This is a genomic window from Pseudomonas sp. 25 R 14 (genome assembly GCF_900004755.1).
GTDB classification, from domain to species: domain Bacteria; phylum Pseudomonadota; class Gammaproteobacteria; order Pseudomonadales; family Pseudomonadaceae; genus Aquipseudomonas; species Aquipseudomonas brenneri.
This window is the reverse complement of record NZ_CVTS01000028.1, coordinates 15,348-31,558: the sequence shown is the minus strand read 5'-3', so window position 1 is coordinate 31,558 and position 16,211 is coordinate 15,348. Positions and strand designations below refer to the sequence as shown.

General features: G+C 62.0%; 13 protein-coding genes. 11 read left to right on the top strand and 2 right to left on the bottom strand.

The window, feature by feature from the left end:
- Position 1: 1 nt before the first annotated feature.
- Positions 2–769, top strand: a complete 768-nt coding sequence (locus BFQ03_RS05915; RefSeq protein ID WP_065942670.1) for a TerB family tellurite resistance protein — start codon at positions 2–4, stop codon at positions 767–769.
- Positions 770–883: 114 nt separating this feature from the next.
- On the opposite strand, the gene BFQ03_RS05910 is transcribed toward BFQ03_RS05915, so the two are convergent.
- The gene (locus BFQ03_RS05910) at positions 884–1,861 is read right to left on the bottom strand and encodes an alpha/beta hydrolase family protein (protein ID WP_065942669.1); all 978 of its coding nucleotides are present in this window, start codon (positions 1,859–1,861) and stop codon (positions 884–886) included.
- Between the two features lie 58 nt (positions 1,862–1,919).
- Here BFQ03_RS05910 and BFQ03_RS05905 point away from each other — a divergent pair, with 58 nt between their 5' ends.
- From BFQ03_RS05905 to trpE, 10 genes are all read left to right on the top strand, one after another.
- Positions 1,920–4,313 (top strand): PAS domain-containing sensor histidine kinase, encoded by a 2,394-nt coding sequence (locus tag BFQ03_RS05905; RefSeq protein WP_065942668.1) that lies wholly within the window; start codon positions 1,920–1,922, stop codon positions 4,311–4,313.
- 21 nt (positions 4,314–4,334) lie between these two features.
- A complete protein-coding gene (locus BFQ03_RS05900) occupies positions 4,335–4,964 on the top strand; it encodes a response regulator (RefSeq protein WP_029296794.1) in 630 nt (209 codons plus the stop codon).
- Between the two features lie 252 nt (positions 4,965–5,216).
- Positions 5,217–6,329 (top strand): ABC transporter ATP-binding protein, encoded by a 1,113-nt coding sequence (locus BFQ03_RS05895; RefSeq protein WP_065942667.1) that lies wholly within the window; start codon positions 5,217–5,219, stop codon positions 6,327–6,329.
- Between the two features lie 46 nt (positions 6,330–6,375).
- Entirely contained in the window at positions 6,376–7,416 is a 1,041-nt protein-coding gene (locus BFQ03_RS05890; protein WP_032858528.1) for an ABC transporter substrate-binding protein, read from the top strand.
- Between the two features lie 104 nt (positions 7,417–7,520).
- A complete protein-coding gene (locus tag BFQ03_RS05885) occupies positions 7,521–8,768 on the top strand; it encodes an ABC transporter permease (RefSeq protein WP_032858526.1) in 1,248 nt (415 codons plus the stop codon).
- Between the two features lie 12 nt (positions 8,769–8,780).
- A complete protein-coding gene (locus BFQ03_RS05880) occupies positions 8,781–9,608 on the top strand; it encodes an ABC transporter permease (RefSeq protein WP_032858524.1) in 828 nt (275 codons plus the stop codon).
- Positions 9,609–9,823: 215 nt separating this feature from the next.
- Complete coding sequence (locus BFQ03_RS05875; RefSeq protein ID WP_065942666.1) at positions 9,824–10,972, top strand: iron-containing alcohol dehydrogenase; 1,149 nt, start codon at positions 9,824–9,826, stop codon at positions 10,970–10,972.
- A gap of 84 nt (positions 10,973–11,056) precedes the next feature.
- Positions 11,057–11,731 carry a ribulose-phosphate 3-epimerase gene (rpe, locus tag BFQ03_RS05870; protein WP_032858521.1) on the top strand — a complete coding sequence of 225 codons (675 nt, stop codon included), beginning with the start codon at positions 11,057–11,059 and terminating at the stop codon, positions 11,729–11,731.
- The gene (locus BFQ03_RS05865) at positions 11,728–12,546 is read left to right on the top strand and encodes a phosphoglycolate phosphatase (protein ID WP_065942665.1); all 819 of its coding nucleotides are present in this window, start codon (positions 11,728–11,730) and stop codon (positions 12,544–12,546) included. Before rpe ends, BFQ03_RS05865 begins: the two co-directional genes overlap by 4 nt.
- A gap of 68 nt (positions 12,547–12,614) precedes the next feature.
- Positions 12,615–14,096, top strand: coding sequence for an anthranilate synthase component I (gene trpE, locus BFQ03_RS05860; protein ID WP_065942664.1), 1,482 nt, complete (start codon positions 12,615–12,617; stop codon positions 14,094–14,096).
- Between the two features lie 136 nt (positions 14,097–14,232).
- Here trpE and estP read toward each other — a convergent pair whose 3' ends face one another.
- Positions 14,233–16,155, bottom strand: coding sequence for an esterase EstP (gene estP, locus BFQ03_RS05855; RefSeq protein WP_065942663.1), 1,923 nt, complete (start codon positions 16,153–16,155; stop codon positions 14,233–14,235).
- Positions 16,156–16,211: the final 56 nt, after the last annotated feature.

The following is a 16,211-nucleotide window of genomic DNA, read 5'->3' as shown; positions in this document are numbered from 1 at the left end:
GATGCTGTGGCCAGGGACGCTGATCGGAGCCGGGGCGGGGTTTGCCATCGCCAGCATTCCGGGGGCCATGTTGGGTGCGTTATTGGGCCAGGCGCTGGATCGGCGCCTGCAATTGCGCAGTTGGGCGCACCTGCGCGAGCGCCTGGGCGGCCGTCCGACGCTGCGTAATGACGAATTGCTGTTTGTGTTGTTGGGTCGTCTGGCCAAGAGCAACGGGCGGGTGGTGGACGGGCATATCCAGCAGGCGCGGGTGGAAATGCGTTCGCTGGATATGACCGAGCCGGCCCAGCGCCGTGCGATTGCGGCGTTCAATCGGGGCAAGTCGGGGACCGATCGCGTGCGCAGTTACCTGCGTGTGCTCAAGGCCCAGCCCCATGCGGCAGAAGGCGTGCTGCGCGCCTGCTGGCGCATGGTCTGGGCCGACGGCAAGGCCAGCCATGCCGAGCGCGACCTGATCGAACTCTGGGGTAAGTGGCTGGGGTGGACGCCGCAACAGATCCAGGCCCTGGCTCAAGATTACGAGCCGGAGCGCAAACCCCTGGCCACTCGCGGTGGCACCTACCAGGAAGCCCTACGGATTCTCGGCGTGAGCACTACTACCGAGCCTGCGGCCATCAAGCGTGCCTATCGACGGCTGCTCAGCCGCCATCACCCGGACAAGATTGCCGGCAGCGGCGCCAGCCCTGCGCAAGTGCGCGAGGCCACCGAGCGCACGCGTGAGCTGCATAGTGCTTATACGATAATTCGCGAGCAGCGCAATTTCCGCTGAGCCCTTTGTAGGAGCGAGCTTGCTCGCGAAAAACCTGAGGTCGCCACGTTTAGCCAGATTAAACGCATTGAGCTTACGTTTTTCGCGAGCAAGCTCGCTCCTACAAGGGGGCGGTCAGCTTCCGCTGTTTTGCGGGCTCAACCAGCCGCGAATGCGTCGGTACAACTGTTCCTGCCCGGCCGAGCTATTACCGGGGATGGTCTTCAACGACACTTGCTTGTAGTTGTCATTCTTCAGCCGCTTGTTCGCCTGGCTGCGTTCCAGCGCCATTTTGCTTGCCAAGGCGTTGTCCTGGTAGAAGACATCGGCGGTCGCCAGCTTCAAGGTCGGCGCCAACTGTTGCAGGTCCGGTTGACGACCCACCGGCGTTTGCGCGGCGACCATGATGAACTTCTGCACCTGGGCAGGTTGTTTTTCGCTCAGGTAGCGCGCTGCCCACCAGGCCCCGGTGCCGTGCCCCAGCAGCACCACACTGCGGGCGCTCTGGGTCTGGGCGAAGGCCACGGCGGCATCGATACGGGCGAAGATCCGTGTCGCATCGGTCTTGTCCTGCTCATCCACGCCGGCAACCACGGCCGGGTCGGTGCCCTCGGCTTCGGCGCTGGCCGCCTGTTCGATCGGTTTGGGCGCGGCGGTGCTGGCATCCTTGCTGCTGGTGTCGACGGCCGCGTCGGGAGCCTGGATGACCCGAGGCGGCAGGGTGTCCAGGCTCAGGTCGGGTAGCGACAAACTCAGGCTGCCCCAGGCGGCATCCGGCAACTTCTGGCGCAAAGGCCCGATTGCCTGCGGCCAGTCAGCAGTTTCCCCGGCACCCGGCACGATAATCACCACACCTTGCGGTTCGGCGCTGTTGGCCGGCTTCCACAGGGCCAGGAACGACTCGTCGCCTGCCTGCAATTGTTGCTGCTCCTGGGGTGGCAGTTGCCGCTCAAGGGCGCTGGCTTCCTCCTGGCTGCGCTCGGGCAGAGGCAGGCGTTGCACTGGTTTTTCGGCGGTAGCCGGCGCGGTGTCCGCCGCCTGCACGCAAAAGGTGCTGGTAAACAGGAGCGACAGGCACAATGCTGGCAGTGTCGAACGGTGAAGCAGGGGCATAGTGCAATTCCGGCCAGAAGTGATCCCGGCAGCCTAATGGGTTGGATGTGAGATGTGAATGATGATTTTTCGCTGTCTGCTGGTTATCGGCTACCTGTGCTTTCCCTTGATGGCGATTGCCGCGCCTGCGTCCGTGGTGCCGCCAGCGGTGCTCAGCGCCCAGCAGCGCGAGTGGCTGGCGCAGCACCCGCAACTGCGGGTCGGCGTGGTGTTGCAGGCACCTTACGCGCAATACGACCGGCGCCTGCAGCGGTTGTCCGGGGCCAATGTCGAGCTGATGCAGGCGCTGGCCAAGGCGTTGAATATCGAACTGACCTGGCGCAACTTCCCCACGCAAGAGCAGTTGGAGGAGGCCTTGCGCGAAGACGCGGTCGACCTCGCGCCTGGCCTGCTGCAAACCCCGGCCGGGCTGCGCCTGTGGCTGTTTTCCGACCCGTATATGCGTGTGCCCCAGCATATCGTGGGCATCCGTGACGGCAGCGGCGCGGTAGACCTGGAAAAACTCGACGAACATTCCCGGGTCGCCGTGCGCATGCCCAGTGCGGTGGCCGATTACTTGCGCAGCAATTACCCCAATCTGAACCTGCAAGGCGTGCCCCAGGAGCGCCAGGCCCTGCAATTGTTGGTCAGCCAGCAGGCGCGCTATGCGGTGATTGATGAGGCGCAGTTGAGTCGTCTGTCCGCCGAGCCTGAGTTCGCGGCTCTGGCGGTGGTCGGTGATATTGGTTTGCCTCAGTTGCTGCGGGTGGCCACTCGACGTGACTGGCAGCCTTTGGCGGACATTATCGAGAGCGGCCTGCGGGCGATTCCCGCCCGGGAGCTGGAGCAATTGCACGCCCGCTGGCTGCAACCCAAATACCCACGGCTCTCGGAATCGCCGGGGTTCTGGCAGAACCTGAGCCTGTTGCTGGGCCTGTTGTTGCTCGCCTGTCTGGCGGTTGCCCTGTGGCAGCGCCGCCACCAGCGTGTGCTGGAACAGGAACTGCTGGCAACCCGTGAAGAAAGCGCCGCCCGTGCGGCGGGTGCCGAAGCGTTGCGCCTGACCCAGTTTTCCATCGACCAAAGCACCGTCGGCATCCTCTGGGTCAACTGGGACAGTCACGTTCGCTACGCCAACGTCGCTGCCGAAGCCATGCTCGGCTACGCTTCGGGCGCGCTGATCGAGCGACCGCTGATCGAGTTCGAACCCAACTTGAGCATGGACCGCTGGCTGCACCTATGGAAGCGCGCCCGGGCCAGCGAGGACGGGCCACAGAGCTTTGCCACCCAGTGCCTGCGCGCCGATGGCAGTCTGTTACCCACGGATGTGTCGCTGAGTTTCCTGCGTTTTGCCGACGGCGAATACCTGGTGGTGTACCTCACCGACGTTACCGAGCGCCGCCGGGCATTGGCCGCCCTGCAGGAAAGTGAAGCGCGCCTGCAAGGCATCGCCGCCAATGTACCGGGGATGGTATTTCGCCTGGAGCGGTTGGCGCGGAGTGCTGAAATCGACTTTGCCTATATCAGCGAAGGCAGCGAGCGCCTGGTGGGGTACTCGCCATCTTTCCTCAGCCACCGTGATGTGGGAATTCGCAGCCTGGTCCACCCCGATGACCGGGCCAGTTATCACCAGACCCAGGACCACGCCATCGACAGCGAGAGCAACTGGTCGTGGCAGGGCCGCATCCTCACTCGCCAGGGCGAGCAGCGCTGGGCCGAGATCAAGGCCGTTACCCGGCGCCTGGCCGATGGCGCGGTGGTCTGGGACGGGATCGTCTGGGACATCAGCGACAGCAAACGTATCGAGCTGGAGCTGGACGCCTCGCGGGCGCAACTGCGCGAGCTGTCGGCCCACCTGGAAACCGTGCGCGAGGAAGAGAAGGCGCGCATCGCCCGTGAAGTCCACGATGAACTGGGGCAAATGCTCACCGTGTTGAAGCTGGAAACCTCTATGTGCGAGTTGGCCTACGCGCAGTTGGACCCCGGCCTGCACGAGCGCCTGAACAGCATGAAACGCTTGATCGCACAGTTGTTTCAACTGGTCCGTGATGTGGCCACCGCGCTGCGCCCGCCGATTCTCGACGCCGGGATTGCCTCGGCCATCGAATGGCAGGCGCGGCGGTTCGAGGCGCGCACGCAGATTCCATGCCTGGTGCAAGTGCCGGACAACCTCCCAGCCCTGAGCGACGCCAAGGCCATTGGCCTGTTCCGCATCCTGCAAGAGGCCCTGACCAATGTCATGCGCCATGCCCAGGCGCATACTGTGGAGCTGACCCTGGTGGTCGACGGCGATCACCTGCGGCTGACCATCAGCGATGATGGTGCAGGCTTCGTCCCTGCGCCAGGACGTCCGGTGTCGTTTGGCCTGGTGGGCATGCGCGAGCGCGTGCTGATCATGGGCGGGCAGTTGACCCTCGACAGCGAACTGGGGGAGGGCACCACCCTGAGCGTGACAGTGCCGCTGGATGCCTAACCACAACAAGAGGAAAGTCCTGTGATCCGCGTATTGGTAGCCGAAGACCACACCATCGTCCGCGAAGGCATCAAGCAGTTGATCGGCCTGGCCAAGGACCTGCTGGTGGTGGGCGAGGCGGGGAATGGCGAGCAACTGTTGGAAGCCTTGCGCCATACGCCCTGTGAGGTCGTGTTGCTGGATATCTCGATGCCCGGGGTCAACGGCCTGGAAGCGATTGCGCGGATTCGCGCGCTGAACAATCCGCCGGCGATCCTGGTGCTGTCGATGCATGACGAAGCGCAAATGGCCGCCCGGGCGCTGAAGGTCGGCGCGGCGGGGTATGCGACCAAGGACAGTGATCCGGCCCTGTTGTTGACGGCGATTCGCAAGGTGGCCGCGGGCGGGCGTTATATCGACCCGGACCTGGCCGACCGCATGGTGTTTGAAGTCGGTCTCACCGATGCCCGGCCCTTGCACTCGTTGTTGTCCGAGCGTGAGTTCTCGGTGTTCGAGCGCCTGGCCCAAGGCGCCAATGTCAACGATATCGCCCAGCAACTGGCCTTGAGCAGCAAGACCATCAGCACCCACAAGGCGCGGTTGATGCAGAAGCTCAACATCACCTCCCTGGCAGAACTGGTGAAGTACGCGATGGAGCACAAACTCCTGTAGGAGACTGGCTTGCCATGCTCCTACAGGGGACGTATCTATTTGCGACACTCCTGAAACACCCCGCAGCCCATGCTTGCGGCTTATCGCTTGAAGCTTGCCGCTGCACTGTTCCCTACCCGCCATCCGTGTAGGGCAACCCCTACCCCGAACCTTCCATCGCGCTGATGCCAATCTCTCTTGCGCCCCGATTTCCGGGGGCTTGCGCCTGGACTACGCTAGCTCCACAGCAGTCCAAAACAAAAAGGTGCGGGTATGAGCGAGGTGGATTCAAATGATGTGCTGGTCAGCTTTCGTGGTGTGCAGAAGAGCTACGACGGCGAGAACCTGATCGTCAAAGACCTCAACCTGGACATTCGCAAAGGCGAGTTTCTTACCCTGCTGGGGCCGTCCGGTTCGGGCAAGACCACCAGCCTGATGATGCTCGCCGGTTTCGAGACCCCGACAGCCGGGGAAATCCTGCTGGCCGGGCGCTCCATCAACAATGTGCCGCCGCACAAGCGCGACATTGGCATGGTGTTCCAGAACTATGCGCTGTTCCCGCACATGACTGTGGCCGAGAACCTGGCGTTCCCCCTGTCGGTAAGGGGGTTGAGCAAGACCGATATCAGCGAGCGGGTCAAACGTGTGCTGAGCATGGTCCAGCTCGATGCCTTCGCCCAGCGCTACCCCGCGCAACTTTCCGGCGGCCAGCAACAACGGGTCGCGCTGGCCCGCGCACTGGTGTTCGAACCGCAACTGGTGCTGATGGACGAACCTCTCGGCGCTCTCGATAAACAGCTGCGTGAACATATGCAGATGGAGATCAAGCACCTGCACCAGCGCCTCGGCGTGACCGTGGTCTACGTGACCCACGACCAGGGTGAAGCGCTGACCATGTCTGATCGGGTGGCGGTGTTCCACCAGGGCGAGATCCAGCAGATCGCCCCTCCGCGCACCTTGTATGAAGAACCGAAAAATACCTTTGTCGCCAACTTCATTGGCGAGAACAACCGTTTGAACGGCCGCCTGCACAGCCATACCGGCGAACGGTGTGTGGTCGAGTTGGCGCGGGGCGAGAAGGTCGAGGCGCTGGCGGTCAACGTCGGCCAGATCGGTGGCCCGGTGACCCTGTCGGTGCGCCCGGAGCGGGTCAGTCTCAACGGTTCCAGCGAAAGCTGCAGCAATCGCTTCTCGGGCCGGGTGGCGGAATTTATCTACCTGGGCGACCACGTACGCGTGCGCCTGGAGGTCTGCGGCAAGGCCGATTTCTTTGTGAAACAACCGATCGCCGAGCTGGACCCGGCGCTGACGGTCGGCGACGTGGTTCCGATTGGCTGGCAAGTCGAGCACGTTCGCGCACTCGACCCACTTCTAGAGGCGAATTGATCGCCCCCTTGGCTTCACCCAACCCTGCACGTGGAGAGAACAATAAATGTTGAGATCCCTGAAATTGACCGCCCTGGCCATTGGCCTGGCGGGTGCTTCACAGGTCATGGCAGGTCCCGACCTGACAGTGGTGTCGTTTGGCGGCGCGAACAAGGCGGCTCAGGTCAAGGCCTTCTATGCCCCGTGGGAAAGCGCGGGCAATGGCAAGATCATCGCTGGCGAGTACAACGGTGAGATGGCCAAGGTCAAAGCCATGGTCGACACCAAGAGCGTGTCTTGGGATCTGGTGGAAGTCGAGTCGCCGGAACTGTCCCGTGGCTGTGACGAAGACCTCTTCGAACCGTTGGACCCAGCGTTGTTCGGCAAGACTGAAGATTACGTAAAAGGCGCGATCCAGCCCTGCGGCGTGGGTTTCTTCGTGTGGTCCACCGTGCTGGCTTACAACGCCGACAAGCTGAAAGCGCCACCAGGCGGCTGGGTGGATTTCTGGGACACCAAGAAATTCCCCGGTAAGCGTGGCCTGCGCAAAGGCGCCAAATACACCCTGGAATTTGCCCTGATGGCCGACGGTGTGGCGCCCAAGGATGTGTACAAAGTGCTGGCCAGCAAAGATGGCCAGGACCGTGCCTTCAAGAAACTCGATGAACTCAAACCGTCGATCCAGTGGTGGGAAGCCGGCGCACAGCCGCCGCAGTACCTGGCCTCGGGCGATGTGGTCATGAGCTCGGCCTACAACGGCCGGATCGCTGCAGTGCAGAAAGAAAGCAACCTGAAGGTGGTGTGGAACGGCGGCATCTACGACTTCGATGCCTGGGCGATTCCCAAGGGCCTGAGCAAGGAGCGCGCAGAAGTGGCGAAGAAATTCATCGCGTTCTCGGTCGCCCCGCAACAACAGAAAATCTACTCCGAAAACATCGCCTATGGCCCGGCCAACACCCAAGCCGTGCCGCTGCTGGCCAAGGACGTCCTCAAGGATATGCCGACCACTCCGGAAAACATCGCCAACCAGGTGCAGATCGATGTGAGCTTCTGGGCGGATAACGGCGAGCAACTGGAGCAGCGCTTCAATTCCTGGGCCGCCAAGTAATAGGCCCCACCGCACAACCCATTGTGGGAGCGAGCAAGCCCGCTCCCACAGGGGATCTGCGATGTTCAGCAGATTGCATTTATTTTCGATACCCGGAGTTTGCCATGGCCATCGCCGTTCCCTCGAACGAGGTCACCACCCCCAGCTTGAAACAGCGCCTGGCGCGTGCCGAGCGGCTTAATCGCTGGAAGGCCCAGGCCTTGATTGCGCCGCTGGTGGTGTTTTTGCTGCTGGTGTTCCTGGTGCCTATCGTTGCGCTGCTCTACAAAAGCGTCGGCAACCCGGAAGTGGTCGCCGGCCTGCCGCGTACCGTGGTCGCGGTAACCGCGTGGGATGGTCGCGGCCTGCCTGACGAACCGGTGTACCGGGCCATCAGCGAGGACCTGGGCGAGGCCCGCAAAAACCAGACCCTGGGCGATTTGTCCAAACGCTTGAACATGGAACTGGCAGGCTATCGCAGCCTGTTGACCAAGACCGCGCGGGCGCTGCCGTTTAGCGAAGCACCGGCCTCTTATAAAGAAGCGCTGGAAAACCTCGACGAACGCTGGGGCGACCCCGCGTACTGGCAGGCAATCCGCCGCAACACCAGCAGCCTGACGCCTTATTACCTGCTGGCGGCGGTCGATCACCGTATCGACGACCTCGGCGAAGTTGCGCCGGCCACGCCGGATCAGGCGATCTACCTCGATATCTTTGCCCGTACCTTCTGGATGGGCCTGGTAATCACCGTGTGCTGCTTGCTGCTGGCTTATCCGCTGGCCTACCTGCTGGCCAACCTGCCAGCGCGGCAAAGCAACTTGCTGATGATTCTGGTGCTGTTGCCGTTCTGGACGTCGGTACTGGTGCGCGTGGCTGCATGGATCGTGCTGTTGCAGTCTGGCGGCCTGATCAACGGCGCGCTGATGAGCCTGGGCATCATCGATAAACCTCTGGAGCTGGTGTTCAACCGGCTTGGGGTCTACATCTCCATGGTGCATATCCTGCTGCCGTTCATGATTCTGCCGATCTACAGCGTGATGAAAGGCATTTCGCCGACCTATATGCGCGCGGCGATTTCCCTGGGTTGTCATCCATTTGCCAGTTTCTGGCGGGTGTACTTCCCGCAGACCTACGCCGGCGTCGGCGCTGGCTGCCTGCTGGTGTTCATCCTGGCGATTGGTTACTACATCACCCCGGCGCTGCTGGGCAGCCCGAACGACCAGATGGTCAGCTACTTCGTGGCTTTCTACACCAACACCAGCATCAACTGGGGCATGGCCACGGCGCTGGGTGGCTTGCTGCTGCTGGCGACCGTTGTTTTGTACCTGATCTACAACTGGCTGGTGGGCGCCAGCCGCCTGCGCCTGAGCTGAGGAGCGCCTGAAATGACCAGCAGTCCTTACATGTCACCCATCGAGCGGGTGTGGTTCTACAGCTTGCGGATTCTCTGTGGCCTGATCCTGTTGTTCCTGATCCTGCCGGTGTTGGTGATCATCCCGCTGTCGTTCAACTCCGGGAGTTTTTTGGTGTACCCGTTGCAGGGGTTTTCGTTGCACTGGTACCAGGACTTCTTCGCCTCGGCGGAATGGATGCGCGCGTTGAAGAACAGCATCATTGTCGCCCCGGCGGCCACGGTGCTGGCGATGATCTTCGGCACATTGGCAGCCATCGGCCTGACCCGTGGCCATTTCCCCGGCAAGGCGCTGGTGATGGCCCTGGTGATTTCGCCGATGGTGGTGCCAGTGGTGATTATCGGCGTGGCCAGTTATCTGTTCTTCGCTCCGCTGGGATTGGGCAACAGCTTCTTTTCGCTGATCGTGGTGCATGCGGTGTTGGGCGTACCGTTTGTGATCATTACCGTGTCGGCGACCTTGCAGGGGTTCAACCATAACCTGGTGCGGGCGGCGGCCAGTCTGGGTGCATCGCCACTGACTGCCTTTCGCCGGGTGACGCTGCCGCTGATTGCGCCGGGAGTTATTTCCGGGGCACTGTTTGCCTTTGCCACGTCCTTCGACGAGGTGGTGGTGACGCTGTTCCTCGCCGGGCCCGAGCAGGCGACCTTGCCTCGGCAGATGTTCAGTGGCATCCGCGAAAACCTCAGCCCGACCATCGCCGCAGCGGCGACCTTGCTGATTGCCTTCTCGGTGGTATTGCTGCTGACCCTGGAATGGCTGCGTGGCCGTAGCGAAAAACTGCGCACCGCGCAGGTCTGACTGCTGAAACCCGATCACCTGTGGGAGCTGGCTTGCCTGCGATGGCATCACCTCGGTACACCTGACACACCGAGCCGATACCATCGCAGGCAAGCCAGCTCCAACATTGAACGGCCCGCCTTGAGTCATCTGACCATTCAGCCGCTGAATGGCAGACAACCCATATTCCCCAGCTATTCTTGTGCCAGCCCCCCAACCTATAAGAGGCCGCGCACATGAGTACTTCCTCATTCAAGATCGCCCACAAACTGCTCACCGGCCCAGGCGCCATCGAGCAACTGGCCTTTGAGCTGACCCGGCTGGATGTTGATAACCCGCTGATCGTCACCGATGCCGCGCTGGTCAAGTCCGGCACGGTACAACTGGCGTTGGCGCAGTTGGGTGATCGTCCCTTTGAGATTTTCGACCGCGTGCAGCCCGACCCGGAGATCGCCATCGTCGAAGATTGTATGCAGGTCTACCGCGACGGTGGGCATGATGGCCTGATCGGCGTGGGCGGTGGCAGTGCCATCGATATTGCCAAGAGCGTTGCCGCCTATGCCGGTTATCACGGCGCCCTGGCTGACCTGTTCGGTGTGGACCAGGTGCCGCGCAAAGGCCCGCCGCTGATTGCCATCCCGACCACGGCCGGCACCGGTTCGGAAGTGACCAATGTGGCGATTCTGTCGGACAAGGCCGCGCAATTGAAAAAAGGCATCGTCAGCGACTACCTGCTGCCGGATGTCGCGCTGATCAGCCCACAAATGACCCTGACCTGCCCGCGCAGTGTGACGGCGGCCAGTGGCGTGGATGCCCTGGTGCATGCCATCGAGTCCTATCTTTCCCTGAACGCCTCGCCGATCACGGATGCCCTGGCCATCGGTGCAATCAAGCTGATCGCCAATGCGCTGCCCAAGGCCTACGCCAACCCGGCCAACCTGCAGGCGCGTGACGATATGGCCACCGCCAGCCTGATGGCCGGCATGGCGTTTGGTAACGCCGGGGTGGGCGCGGTGCATGCCTTGGCCTACCCGTTGGGCGGGCGCTTCAATATTGCCCACGGGGTGAGCAATGCATTGCTGCTGCCTTACGTCATGCACTGGAACAAGCTGGCCTGTGTCGAGCGCATGCAGGATATTGCCCAGGCCATGGGCGTGAATGTCAGCGGTTTGAGTATCAACGACGCTGCCGACCAGGCGGTGGAGGCGATGACGCGGCTATGTGCCGCAGTGGAAATCCCCCAAGGCCTGCACAGCTTCGGCGTGCCTGAGGACGCGATCCCGGGCATGGCGGCAGAGGCGGCGGGAATCGAGCGGCTGATGCGCAACAACCCGCGCAAGCTCAGCGCGGCGGATATCGAGAAAATCTACCGCGCTGCCTACTAGCCATTGAGTCAGGTCACGGTGCGCGCAGCAAAGCATGAGGTATACAATGCGCGCCATCGTGATTTAGCTCAGAAAAGGTGCGTCATGCAGCCCTTCGTTATTGCTCCATCGATCCTCTCCGCCGACTTCGCCCGCCTAGGCGCGGAAGTGGACAACGTGTTGGCCGCCGGTGCCGACTTCGTGCACTTCGATGTCATGGACAACCACTACGTGCCGAACCTGACCATCGGTCCGATGGTCTGCGCAGCGCTGCGCAAGTACGGCGTGACCGCACCGATTGACGTGCACCTGATGGTCAGCCCGGTGGATCGCATCATCGGTGACTTCATCGAAGCCGGCGCGACCTACATCACCTTCCACCCGGAAGCCACGCTGCACATCGATCGCTCCCTGCAGTTGATCCGCGAAGGCGGTTGCAAGGCCGGGCTGGTGTTCAACCCGGCGACCCCGCTGGACACGCTCAAGTACGTGATGGACAAGGTCGACATGGTCCTGCTGATGAGCGTCAACCCAGGCTTCGGCGGGCAGAAATTCATCCCCGGCACCCTCGACAAACTGCGTGAAGCCCGGGCGCTGATCGATGCTTCTGGCCGCGATATCCGCCTGGAGATCGACGGTGGGGTCAACGTCAACAACATACGTGAGATCGCGGCGGCGGGCGCCGACACTTTCGTCGCCGGTTCGGCAATCTTCAACACCCCTGACTATCAGGCGGTGATCGCCAAAATGCGTGCAGAACTGGCGCTGGCACGTCCATGAGTGGTTTTGAGCAGCTGTTCCCCGGCAAATTGCCACGGCTGGTGATGTTCGATCTGGACGGCACCCTGGTCGACTCGGTGCCGGACCTCGCCGTTGCGGTGGACCAGATGCTGCTCAAACTGGGGCGCAAGCCCGTGGGTATCGAGTCGGTGCGTGACTGGGTCGGCAACGGCGCACAGATGCTGGTGCGCCGGGCCCTGGCCAATCACATTGAGGCTGAAGGTGTCGATGAAGTCGAGGCCGAGCACGCGCTGGAGCTGTTCAATGCCGCCTATGAAGACGGCCACGAACTGACTGTGGTTTACCCCGGCGTGCGCGACACCCTCAAGTGGTTGCATAAGCAGGGCGTGGAAATGGCCCTGATCACCAACAAGCCGGAACGCTTCGTTGCGCCGCTGCTGGACCAGATGAAGATCGGTCGGTATTTCCGCTGGATCATCGGTGGCGATACCTTGCCGCAGAAAAAGCCTGATCCGGCGGCGCTGTTCTTCGTGATGAAAATGGCCAACATCCCGGCGTCCCAGTCGTTGTTTGTCGGCGATTCGCGCAGTGATGTGCTGGCGGCGAAAGCGGCGGGCGTGCAGTGCGTGGCCTTGAGCTACGGCTACAACCATGGCCGGCCGATCGCCGAGGAATCGCCGGCGCTGGTCATTGATGACCTGCGACTGCTAATCCCCGGTTGCTTGGGAGCGGGCGCTGAGATAACGTTGCCCGACGCTGTCCCATCCCCTTCTGGAAATCCCATCGTGGTGGTCACTCGCAAACTCTGGATGAAAGTCATCAAGGCCCTGGCCCGCTGGCGTTGGCGCGCCTGACTGATCCTGGCCGCGCTGCGGCACGTTTGCATACCTGACTGTTAGACCCTCACGCCACGAGGCACCTCATGATCCGCGAAGAATTCCTGCGTTTGGCCGCTGCCGGCTACAACCGCATCCCTATGGCCCGGGAAACCCTGGCCGACTTCGATACGCCGCTGTCGATCTACCTGAAACTGGCCGATGAGCCCAACTCCTACCTGCTGGAGTCGGTACAGGGCGGCGAGAAGTGGGGCCGTTACTCGATCATCGGCCTGCCGTGCCGCACCGTGCTGCGGGTGCATGACCATCACGTCAGCATCACGTGTGATGGCGTCGAGATCGAAAGCCACGATGTCGAAGACCCGCTGGCCTTTGTCGAAGCCTTCAAGGCGCGCTACAACGTGCCGACCATTCCCGGCTTGCCGCGTTTCAACGGCGGCCTTGTCGGTTATTTCGGCTACGACTGCGTACGCTATGTGGAACAGCGCCTGGGCAAATGCCCGAACCCCGATCCGTTGGGCGTGCCGGACATCCTGCTGATGGTTTCCGACGCGGTGGTGGTATTCGACAACCTTGCCGGCAAGATGCACGCGATTGTCCTGGCCGACCCGGCCCAGGCCGATGCGTTCGAACAAGGCCAGGCCAGCCTCGAAGCCCTGCTGGAAAAACTGCGCCAGCCGATCACCCCGCGTCGTGGCCTGGACCTCAGTCGTCCGCCGGCGGCCGATCCGATCTTTCGTTCAAGCTTTACCCAGGATGACTACGAGCGCGCGGTCGATACCATCAAGGAATACATCCTCGCCGGTGATTGCATGCAAGTGGTGCCGTCGCAGCGTATGTCCATCGACTTCAAGGCCGCGCCGATTGATCTGTATCGGGCACTGCGCTGCTTCAACCCGACGCCGTACATGTACTTCTTCAACTTTGGCGATTTCCACGTGGTCGGCAGCTCGCCGGAAGTGCTGGTGCGTGTTGAAGACAACCTGATCACCGTACGCCCGATTGCCGGGACTCGTCCTCGCGGCGCGACCGAAGAGGCGGACCTGGCCCTGGAACAGGACCTGCTGTCCGACGACAAGGAAATTGCCGAGCACCTGATGCTGATCGACCTGGGGCGTAACGACACCGGGCGCGTTTCAGAGATCGGCTCGGTGAAGCTCACCGAGAAAATGGTGATCGAGCGTTATTCCAATGTGATGCATATCGTCTCCAACGTCACCGGCGAGCTAAAGGCCGGCCTGACGGCGATGGATGCGTTGCGCGCGATTCTGCCGGCGGGCACCTTGTCTGGCGCACCGAAGATCCGCGCGATGGAAATCATCGACGAACTGGAGCCGGTCAAGCGTGGTGTCTACGGCGGGGCGGTGGGTTACTTTGCCTGGAACGGCAACATGGATACCGCGATTGCGATCCGCACGGCGGTGATCAAGGACGGCGAACTGCATGTGCAGGCGGGCGGCGGGATTGTTGCCGACTCGGTTCCGGCCCTTGAGTGGGAAGAAACCCTGAACAAGCGCCGGGCGATGTTCCGTGCGGTGGCGTTGGCCGAACAAACCCCGCAGGACTAACGGCCGATCCAGATCCAACTGTGGAGCGAGCTTATGTGGGAGCGGGCTTGCTCGCGAATGCGGTGGATCAGTCGGTACATGTATTGACTGATCCACCGCGCTCCCACATTGGTTTTTTGTTGGGCTTACGACTGCATTAGAAATCCAGGCTCACCCCGACACTGACCCCTTGCTGGGTCAGGCTGTCATCCTTCCTCACGTTATAGCCGGCCCGCAACGCCAGATCCTGGGTCAACTTGTGGCTGACCCCGAGGCTCAAGCGCTCCGAGTTGCTGCGAGGGGTGTAGCCGTCCAGCTTGAAGTCGATCCCCTGCACGCTGTTGAGCGAAATGTTGACCTTCTGGGTGTCATTTTCAAACTCATGCTCGTGAGCCACTTCGCCAAACACCTGGGTTTGCGGGGTGATCCGGTAGCTGCCTTGCAGGCCAACACCCAGGCGCCTGGAGTCGCGTTGCTGGTCATCAAACGTCAGCGCGGTGGAGCGGCTGCCTTTCTCCGAGTAGCCATCAACTTCGACCCGCGCATAGTCGGCGCTGATGAACGGGGACAGGTGCCAATCGCTGCCGACCCCGGCAATGTCATAGCCCACGCGGCCGCTCAAGGCCCAGAGCCAGCCATCGGTGTCGCCTTTTTCGGAGCCTTCGCTGACGCCCAGGGCGAACTTGCGCTTGAGGCTGTCGAAGTCCAGCCGGCCGCCGGTCAATGTGGCATCGGCCCACCAGTGATTGTTCTGATACTGCGCGAATGCGCTGCCCATGTAGCTGTTGAGCTTGTAGTCTGAGTCGCTGGCGCCGGCTTCTAGGGTCTGGCGATACAACCCCGCCGCAACGCCTACGCGCCAACTCTCGTCGAGTCGATAGCTGGTGCCGACATTCAGGTTGTAGCCGCTACCGTCACCACTGACCGAGCTGTCTTGACCATCAAAGTCCAGACGCTGGCCACCGCCGGCGACAATCGCCCGCCACTGTCCGACAGCCTGCCAGTTGCCGTTGTCAGCCTGCCATTGGTTGCGCAGTTCATCCTGATGGGCACGCAGCGTGCCTTGGGCCATCTCCGGCAGCAAGGTCAGCTCCCAGGGGGCGGCGAGCAGCGAATAGGCGTAGTCGGCGATCAAGCGTTGCCCTGCGACGGTGGGGTGGACCGAGTCGTTGTAGATCAGCTTGGTCGGATCCGGGTTGGTGCCGCCAATGCCGTAGACCGGGTTGGCGGTGCAACTGTTGCCACTGAAGCAGGTGCCGGTAAGGTTCTGCCCGGTCGCCAGGCCAAATCGGCCCGGGTCGGCGAAGGATTCCTGCAACAACAGTGGAATATTCAACGGGATGATCTGCGCATCGATCTGCGACAGGCGTTGTACCAATGCCTGGTTGAAAATATTACTCAGGGCGGACGTCGCTGCCTGCTGCGGTGTGCCGTTGATGGCGGGTGTCAGGCCCAGGTCGGGCAGCATCCACACCATGATGTAGCGTGCGCCCGCTTGTTGCAGGGCCTGGGCACTGTCGGCCAGGCGCCCGCCGGCAGCAATGGCGTCGCCCGGGCTACCGATGCGCTGTTGCAGGAAGTCATTGCCGCCACCGGACAGAAAATACAGGGCGTTGGGGTCGGCGCGCCCGCCGTTAGCCGGCAGATAGCCCTGGCGACTGCGCAAAACAGTGCCAGCACCCGCATTGCCAGGTGGGATCGCCGTGTTGGATACCGAGGTGATGGAGTCCAGGATGTTGTCGGTACGGTAGCCGCCGACCGCCCAGTTGTTGCCGTCAGGCAAGCCTTGCGCCGCGCGAACCGGTGAGGTGGAGGCATTCAGGTCGTTTGCTGCGACGCCCAGTTTCGAGCCCAATAGGGTCGATGAAACCTGGCCATAGTCGCCCTGGAATGTAGGGCCGGTACGGTTGGTAAAACGCAGGGTGGCGCCGGACAACCCATCGGGAAACTGGCCTGCGTCCGCCAGGCTATCGCCAAAAACGACCATGGTTGAATACGGTGAAGGTGCTGCAAACGCTTGCGTGCAGGCCAGTGCCAAGAGGCAGCCGGCAAGGGGCGCGACAAAAGAGGGTCTGAGCATACGAAATTCCATGTGATTATTTTTGTATCGGAAGTGAAACACTAGCAATGTAGTGG

Bases quoted from the DNA above. Each gene is read 5' to 3' on its own strand.
- BFQ03_RS05880 (WP_032858524.1), top strand. From the start codon at position 8,781: ATGACCAGCAGTCCTTACATGTCACCCATCGAGCGGGTGTGGTTCTAC.
- BFQ03_RS05910 (WP_065942669.1), bottom strand. From the start codon at position 1,861: ATGCCCCTGCTTCACCGTTCGACACTGCCAGCATTGTGCCTGTCGCTC.
- BFQ03_RS05875 (WP_065942666.1), top strand. From the start codon at position 9,824: ATGAGTACTTCCTCATTCAAGATCGCCCACAAACTGCTCACCGGCCCA.
- BFQ03_RS05885 (WP_032858526.1), top strand. From the start codon at position 7,521: ATGGCCATCGCCGTTCCCTCGAACGAGGTCACCACCCCCAGCTTGAAA.
- BFQ03_RS05895 (WP_065942667.1), top strand. From the start codon at position 5,217: ATGAGCGAGGTGGATTCAAATGATGTGCTGGTCAGCTTTCGTGGTGTG.
- BFQ03_RS05890 (WP_032858528.1), top strand. From the start codon at position 6,376: ATGTTGAGATCCCTGAAATTGACCGCCCTGGCCATTGGCCTGGCGGGT.
- BFQ03_RS05915 (WP_065942670.1), top strand. From the start codon at position 2: ATGCTGTGGCCAGGGACGCTGATCGGAGCCGGGGCGGGGTTTGCCATC.
- BFQ03_RS05905 (WP_065942668.1), top strand. From the start codon at position 1,920: ATGATGATTTTTCGCTGTCTGCTGGTTATCGGCTACCTGTGCTTTCCC.
- BFQ03_RS05865 (WP_065942665.1), top strand. From the start codon at position 11,728: ATGAGTGGTTTTGAGCAGCTGTTCCCCGGCAAATTGCCACGGCTGGTG.
- rpe (WP_032858521.1), top strand. From the start codon at position 11,057: ATGCAGCCCTTCGTTATTGCTCCATCGATCCTCTCCGCCGACTTCGCC.
- trpE (WP_065942664.1), top strand. From the start codon at position 12,615: ATGATCCGCGAAGAATTCCTGCGTTTGGCCGCTGCCGGCTACAACCGC.
- estP (WP_065942663.1), bottom strand. From the start codon at position 16,155: ATGCTCAGACCCTCTTTTGTCGCGCCCCTTGCCGGCTGCCTCTTGGCA.